An 8,198-nucleotide genomic window follows, 5' to 3' on the forward strand; every position below is an offset into this window, starting at 1 on the left:
TCAAGGTAAGAAGGAAAAAAAATAATTCTACGGACCAGTCCTGCAGAGCCGGAAGCCGATATATTCGCTGCTGCTTTCCGGGTAGTCTTTGCCCCGATTCGCAACCCTGCAGAAGCAGGCTCTATCTGCCCATGTACTGTTTCGTGCTACACGGCCCTTACCGCTAGTAGGACCGGTCGGATTATTGCTGGGGCTACTGCTGTAATAGCTGTCAGAATAATAATCCCAACACCATTCAGTTAGGTTGCCGCTCATGTCATAAATACCTAAGCCGTTGGGCGCCTTGGTGCCGACGGGTTTGCTGCCTTTTGGTGAATTGTTGCGATCGTACCAAGCCACGGCTTTGATATTATCAGAGCCGCTGTATAGGTAATCAGGAGTATCTGCCGCTCCCCTAGCGGCATATTCCCACTCCGCTTCTGTGGGTAAACGGTAGCCATTGGCACTCCAATTGCAAGTTACCGCGTCCCACGTAGCGTTGCTGAGATGTAGGCACCGATCCCCAATCAGCTGGATTGGTGGAACCGGATATGCTGTAGACAGGAGTTAGCTCCTCCGCCATACTACGTAAATTGCAATACTTCAAAATAGCATACCAAGAAACATAATAGGAAGGATAATTATCACCAAGCCCATAGTTACTATCCCAGTCACGTTCCGGTTGCATATACTGGGCATACTCTGCCTGCGTAACCTCATACTTACCCATGTAGAACGAATTGAGCATTACGCTGTGCGTGGGAAATTCCTCGATATTATTGGAATCCATGTCTCCGCCCATAGTAAAGGTTCCTCCGGGAACTAAGACCATTGGGCTGAGAGTTTTGATCATGCTCATGAGTGTCTGCTCATCTATAATCTTGATTGACTCAATCTTTCTAGCTTTATCTAGCTTTGAGCCAGGCTTTTCTCCTACGACCAGGAAGTTCAGCTTTGAAGATACCCCGCTGAGTATTTTACCACCATTTTTCAGGATCATCTCTTCTACTGCCTGCCTAGAGCTTCCGCTCAATGTGCCTGTGATCACGAAACTCATCCCCTCAATGCTACAGGACTGGATCTGCTTGCTTTTCGGATCCACCATTTCATCATTTTCGTGTCGGTCAAGCCTTTCAGTTTCTTCCTCGGAACTCAAACTTGCTCCACTGAATACTAAGCCGGAGGTATATTTTTCTAATGAATCGTAGATATCCGGGTCTTCAAAAAACTCCACCCAGTCACCATTTTTAAATACCCAGAATATCGTGTAATCATCTATTTCAAAGCTTACTACTTCTGTTGATCCATTAGAATAGAACTCTGAACCCTCAGGGATTTCATTAGACTCGTCCGAAGCAAAACTTTCTGAGTTAAAGCCCTTAGACGCTACGAATTCAGTATCATCGGCATTTTCATAAATGACTTCCCCGTCAGGGCTAATACTATCTAGCGCTTTTTCTATAGATTCAATAGAATCAAGATTGAAATAATACTTATAGGTAGCTACATTTTGATAAAGCAAGTATCCGTCCACGCTTTCTTCATCAGTGTCAAAGCTCCCATAATCCCTTTCATACTCGGTACCGTTGGCTTGTACTATAATCTTAATTGGGAGATTGTTATCGTTATCATCCGCTTCATTCGCGATATGCGATTGATCCAGCAAACTTACATCCTTACACAATTCGTAAAGCTTCTTCTTAGCTAATTCACTCCCCCTGTCGGCAGCAATCCGGGATAATCGAACTAGAGTCTCTGTGTCTGGTTCAAACAACGAATTTCGTTCAAAGAGGCTTGCTAAAAACTCGATATCGCCAATATTCCATGCCGACTCAGCCAGGAACACAATCTCTTCCTGCATCTTCTTATCTGCCCGGATACTCACATTGCTTTTACGAGCATGTTTTAATGCTTCTTTTCTTAAGAATTGAATTGTATTAAAATCAGCTGTTTCTATTACACATTCCACAATGGACTTAAGCTGTTCAGGATCACTTAAAACACGATCAATAGGAAAGTCAGAATTATCTAATAGTGATGATGCGCCCAATTTCAAGTGCTGAAACCATTTTATGGCTTCTATAGGCTCTGCTAAAAATAGATAAAAAAGGAATTCTTTATTGTCGTAAATCTCATTGTAAGGATCCTGTTGCATCACTATCCATAGTTTGGCGTACTGATATGACTCGGGAGTGACTGGAGATTTAAAGTATGTGTCAAAGAATTCTTTTGTAGAAGTGCCATGAAAACGCAAAAGCTCTATTCATCCATCTGTTAGGGCGATTGTTATTATCCGATTTGACCTGATTAGATGGTTCTATTGCTTCAGAAAAATACTTTGACACATCTTGCCAATGCGATCTGTGATTGTTAAAAATGTATGATATTTTGGCTTGATCGGCTTCTTTTGTCATTAGTGCATCACTGTAGTATTTGTGTTCAGAAAGATGCCATCTGTCAGATCCGTACACACCTGCCCAAAACTTATCTATTGAGGCATCTGCAAGTAGTAGCAGATCCTGCACTATAGGCTGAGATCCACAATTCTTAACAAAAGCTTTTTCAATCCCGAGCAATAAGTTTAGGGGAGCTCCTACATCCAGCACAAGCTGTAGGGCACATTGATACCACGCTTCTTTGTCTTTCTTGCTAATCTTTCTTGCTTCTCTTTCGTCATTTACAAGTAATGGGGCTTCAAGCTTAAAAATCACTTCCCACTGTCCACTTAGAGCAATGGTTTTGATAAGATCTACTTTTTCTGATGTACTTAAGTTCCGGTCATTATTTATAAGGTGTAAATAATGTTTTTTAAGTATAACACTATGACCTTTTGTGATAACAGTATTAATCCAGTGCATTGATTGTTCTTTATTGTTATGTCTTAAGTAATTTTCTATTATCATCCAATATGCATTAGGGTCGGTTGATTCGGCTATGGGTTGATAGTATTCTAATATATCAGACTCAGAGGCCCACTTGTCGTGTATTTTACTATATAAAAGGTGAAAAGTACAGAGGTCAATGACAACCGAATTTCTTGAAGCTTGTTGCAACAATTCTTTCGTACATGCCGTAGAATAGCTGTTCCCATGTACAAGTCTTTCTATGCAATATGAACTACCCTTTTCTCCACCCATTTTGAAATACTTTAGTGCCATTTCTTGATTTTCGTGATGTGATTCACTAAAATATCTGCCAAGATTTTCATAAGCCTCCAAATCTCCTGCATCTGCAGCCTTTAGGTAATATTTTTGCATATTTGATACATCATTATTGAGGCCGTAAGCCTTCCCTATACTTAAATAATCTATTAGGCTGTCATCATTCAAGGAGCTATTGAACCAATCAATGAAGAATCTTTGAAACAAATAATCAGTTCCATCCGAGAACGATGTATCTACTTTTATCCTTTTATCAATATAACTCTTTGACTTATAAGTAATGGCTTTGGGAATATCTTGCTTTACGTCGATGCCCCAAAAATACATTCGTCCAAGCATTCTCCACGCAGCTAAAAAGCCTAGATTTGCCGCAAGTTCGTAGTAGCTAAGAGCAAGCTCAGTATTTCTAGGTGTATCAAATCCGAAAAAGTGAATATTGCCTAATATCATCCATGAATGGGCAGATCCTTTATTACCTCCGGCCTTGAAGTATTCTACAGCTTTCTCAAAATCTCTGGATATATCCACACCAACAAAATAGTATAAACCTAAACGATAGTAGGCATCAGGGTAACCATTTTGTCCGGCTAACTCCAAAAATTTGATCACATTATCAATACCCCCCTCCAGCAATTCAACTTCGTAAATAAGTGCAAGCCTAAAATACAATTCTGGATGTCCATTCTCAGCTGCTCTCTCATACCATTTAGCAGCTTCAATGTAATCAATGTCCACTCCTAAGCCAACTATATATCTGTTAGCTAATCGTATCTGCTGTTCAGTGTCGCCGTTTTCGGCATCATTCAGCAGAGTCTTTACGTTAACCCGTTCAAAATCAAGCTTGATCATTTTTTTCTCCTAATATAGCCTTTGGCACCAAATACTCCGTATGATAACAGGCAAATTTATATCGATTGTGGGTAATCTTGCCCTCTTACCACTGATTGTTTATCTACAATAAACATCAATCTTGGATACTAGATTAACTTCAACCGAAATGTGCATCTTACAACCCTGGGATCTAGAGTCTATGGATATTTCTCATTCTATGAGATATTCAGTTCACGCCATAATCTAAGATGTGTCTTATTAGACGTTCGCCTATCAAGTGGTAAAACCTCCTCTGAGCTGCTGAAGATGCTCCTCTATCAACATCTATAAAGTAGAATACATTCTTTTGACGTGGAAGAAAGGCTTGAATCTCACTATGGCCTCGTGTGACAATGAATAGCATATCTTCTTGAGCTGACGTGTCTTTCAGAAAACTGCTCATGAATTCGAGATTTTTCTTATAACTTGGGGTGTTTTTTACTAATTTAATGCTTGGTTTCCTAGCACTGTGATAGGGGAATAGCTGGAATTTGCAAATGTTCTTTGCTAAGAGCCTTCTGCCATCAAGTCCTTTACTGTCAATGTCCTCGATAAGCCTTCTATACATAGTGGTATCATACCTTCCTCCGGCTGTGTGCGATAGCTGGGGGTTAAAAAAAAAATATGGATAGTTCATCATTTTATCAGAAGAAAAGTCCTGGTGAAGGGTTGCTACTAGCGCGTCCCAAACTAAAGAGTTATTGTAATGATCTTCATACTCAGCCGGTTGTAACTTCAGCTTTGGATTATCTACCCCCGGGTTTCCCATGAATATAACGACTTTTGCGTTCATGATGTCGCCTATATAAGGGGCGGGAAGTAAGTCCAAGTGGATTTTTGTGGAGTCAGTTATGTCATTATAATGTACTAGATCCTTCCTGAGGAACCATTTGTCTATATTCTCCTGAAAATAGCTTTTGTCCGCAGGATGAATGAAAGGAGCTTCGCTTTGTCTCAGGTCGGTCATTTGCTTCCAGTAGCTTACGTAATCGGTGACAAGATTTTGGACTTTCTTATTCATTTTGCTCTCCTTCCACACTGGGTGCAAAACTCCGACCTATTAATTCTCCTGCAGTTTTAGGATACCAAGTAATCATAGTCACTCACAATCTATCGAAAAATGAGGATAATTGACAGTAGTATGCTGTCAAGTTTTTTTCGCACTTTTGCCTAATGATGTCATTCTGCTAAGTGAAAAGAACATCAAAAATGCATTCGATCAATGTATTAGAACTCGGTTAGCTTGGAGTCGCATAGATAGTTTCGATTATTACATAAGATTCCAAGGGTTGTAGAGGAAAAAGTACGAAAGCCCAAGTGTTGAAGCAGCACGTAATAAAAAGATAACCGGAAGATAATAGTGATATCTTACAATTGTCCAAACAGAAGCCTTAATGAATAGTATGTTACTTTAGAGTTACTCGTTTCGCAGTGTTTAGAGCTACTTTGGAAATAACTTGTTTGCCTGTATTTATTGGGGTTCTTATTGTGATCAAATAAAGTCGATGATAGACTAATTCATCAGCCCCATTGATTGATACAGTACTTATCCGGTCTGTAAACTTATCAATGATTGGACAGGGCTTGTTCGGAAATCTTAGATTATCTAAATCCAATCGGTTTTTTCATTTCCACCTCAAAGCTTGTCCCCGCTTCCAGCTTAGCATATTTGTACAAATCCTCAAAACAGAGTTTACTATTCTTTCCTCTCAGGAATGCCTGATGACATGCGTTCAGGACTACCAGCCTGATCTGCCCGCCTGTAAACTTGAAATCCGCTGCTAAAGAATCTGTATCAATACTCTTCACACCGGGTATGGATAGGGGCAGGTGTATACACCACAAGGCTATTCTTGCTGCATAATCCGGAACTTCAATTTCCAGCTTGTAATGGAAGCGTCGGGACATTGCGATATCCAGATTTGAAACCAGATTAGATGTAACAACCAGTGTGCCGGGAAAGCTCTCCATTTCTTCCAGAAAAATGCTCTGGATAGAGTTTTCTGCGCTATCGGAAGAGCGGTCTGTGGATTTCGTGCGTTGGTGAATAAGCTGATCCCCTTCATTAAGCAGAAACACCGGATTAAGCTGTTTTGCCAGTAAACTCATTTCATGAAACAGATCTCTTGCTCTCTTTTCGGTACTACCATAATAGCAATTACGTATGTTGCTGGCATTTATCTGAACCAAAGGACGCTTCAGTTCATTGGCGATAACTCCTGCGATATAGGTCTTGCCTGTCCCGGGTGCGCCATGAAGCAAGATATTGCATCCCTGCTGCACATCTTCATCACTCGTGAGGGATGCACCGATTAAACCCCAGGATGCAAAGCACACTCTATCCGGATTCTTCAGTCTCTGGATAATGGTCTCTATAATCTTTTTGGTGCTTTCATTCAGGATAAGCTGATCCAATGTCTGAGCAGGATTTATCGTATTGAGGAACTCTGATCTTTTCAGCATTTGCTCCGCTTCTTTAACTCCATTCACCTCTTTTTCTTTGGTGCGGTTTAGCTCTGCAATAGCTTGCTCGGAAAGTTCCATACAGTTCATGGAAAAGATACTATCAGGTTCCTTGATTAGTGCCGCATTTGAAAGCTTATTCTTGTGTTTCAGCCTATCTATGATTTGCAGATATTCATTGGAGTTCTTTGCCAGTAAGGCTGCAATTGTATTTGCATCCGGTTCTTTGCCAAATTGCAGGTTGTAACAATAGATCAGGATCAGGCATTTTTGCCAAAAAGGATTTAGCTTGTATTTCGCAGCCATCACAGATAGTGGATGCGTTACTTCCGCTTTATCTATCCTGGTAAAGATAGCATCAAGAAAGTTGTTCACCGTCTTACCGTAACAAATCCATGAACTACTGCTAAAGTCTTCATTTAGTTCCGGGTAAAGCTGAAAAAGCACCGCTGTCATTTTGCCAACTGCATCCATTGCACCATGCTTCAGTTTTGCCCCATAGAGTTTGTTTGCCCGACTGCTAGGATCATTTCCCAGAAGCAAATTCCAGAACAAGCCGTTCAAGCGGTAATTTGTATCCAGTGCAGACCGGACGTCAAAGTGAAAGTCACGGCTAAAAGAATAGCAAGGGCTTAGTATTTCCCTATCCAACAAACCTGTAAGATAAGCAAGACGCACTTTGATATCATCTTCCAGATTCGGGGTCATGTTAAAGATGTCATTTGAGTTAAAAACCAGATCACAATTAATCTTTGCCCTTTGGTACATTTCAGCTATCAAACTAAGATCGCTCTCACACAAAGCATAAGTATTCAGCAGGGGATGTTTTTTGAAAGTAGAAAGGATATCTGCCATAGAATGCTTTATAAAGCTAACAGCTGTAGAAATATTCTCATCAGCTTTTGATTCGTCACTAACAGGGCTGATCTTCACACCTTCTGGTTTAGGCATAAAGGTCTCACTGGATTCACAACCCTCTTTCATCATAATTATCTCTTCTAAACAATGGATAAAATCACTCTTCATTTAAACTCCCTTTTTTTACTATCCCTATTATAACCGGTCACCCCAAAAAGGGATAAATAAACTTTAGACATTGAACAATTTAGGTAAGCTGACTTTGGCTGGCATAAGCAAATCCTTTATTATAGATAGCCTTGCGTGGCAAATCAACTGATAAATCAGACTGAATAAGAACGTCCTTGTGGGGTTTCGGAATATAGAAGGTGATTTCAACCACAGTGGATTTTAAAACTGCTATGTCTATCTTAAGCCCCCTTCGTTTGCCATGTCCAGCCTATAACCCTCCCGTATCGGATATGGGTGGGATAACATCGGAAAAGTCCTGTTATGCATGTACTGGGAACTGTGAAAGGTTCCGCCTATATAGGGCTTTGCTTTGCTGCTGGTTGCCATATAGTAGCTTAAACGAAATGGTACTTGACATTTTATGTGATACTGGAAATAATGCAATTGGTCGTTTGATCTTAAGCCCAATTAATGCAGTAGGATTTTAACCACCCTCAAAAAAACCGTGTATTTTCACTAAAATTCTCCTTCTCAAACCGTGCTTTATCCATAAGAAAATCCTACTGCATTGCAGTTGAATTTTAACGTCAGAAGTTTCAGTTTCGAAGGAGACTTCCAAGAGTTTATTCCTCCGTTTTTCATGGGGAATTCCGAGTCTGAGAACATCGTCTTTGCCATCCTTACCCATAATCGCAG

6 protein-coding genes are annotated in these 8,198 nt (G+C 40.4%); all 6 read right to left on the reverse strand.

Features of this window, described 5'->3' with window-relative positions:
• Positions 1-27: 27 nt before the first annotated feature.
• Complete coding sequence (locus tag Q8J68_RS14965) at positions 28-510, reverse strand: formylglycine-generating enzyme family protein (RefSeq protein ID WP_370867613.1); 483 nt, start codon at positions 508-510, stop codon at positions 28-30.
• On the reverse strand, positions 395-2,134 hold the full coding sequence (locus Q8J68_RS06805; protein ID WP_305310769.1) for an SUMF1/EgtB/PvdO family nonheme iron enzyme: 1,740 nt from the start codon (positions 2,132-2,134) through the stop codon (positions 395-397). Before Q8J68_RS06805 ends, Q8J68_RS14965 begins: the two co-directional genes overlap by 116 nt.
• A 61-nt stretch (positions 2,135-2,195) precedes the next feature.
• Complete coding sequence (locus Q8J68_RS06810) at positions 2,196-3,989, reverse strand: tetratricopeptide repeat protein (protein ID WP_305310770.1); 1,794 nt, start codon at positions 3,987-3,989, stop codon at positions 2,196-2,198.
• 208 nt (positions 3,990-4,197) lie between these two features.
• Positions 4,198-5,031: a hypothetical protein gene (locus tag Q8J68_RS06815; protein WP_305310771.1), complete on the reverse strand. Its 834-nt coding sequence runs from the start codon at positions 5,029-5,031 to the stop codon at positions 4,198-4,200.
• Between the two features lie 581 nt (positions 5,032-5,612).
• Positions 5,613-7,499, reverse strand: coding sequence for an ATP-binding protein (locus Q8J68_RS06820; protein ID WP_305310772.1), 1,887 nt, complete (start codon positions 7,497-7,499; stop codon positions 5,613-5,615).
• Between the two features lie 487 nt (positions 7,500-7,986).
• On the reverse strand, positions 7,987-8,198 hold a 212-nt coding region (locus tag Q8J68_RS06825), incomplete at its 5' end, for a hypothetical protein (RefSeq protein WP_305310773.1).

The organism is Methanolobus sp., assembly GCF_030682845.1.
Lineage (GTDB): Archaea > Halobacteriota > Methanosarcinia > Methanosarcinales > Methanosarcinaceae > Methanolobus.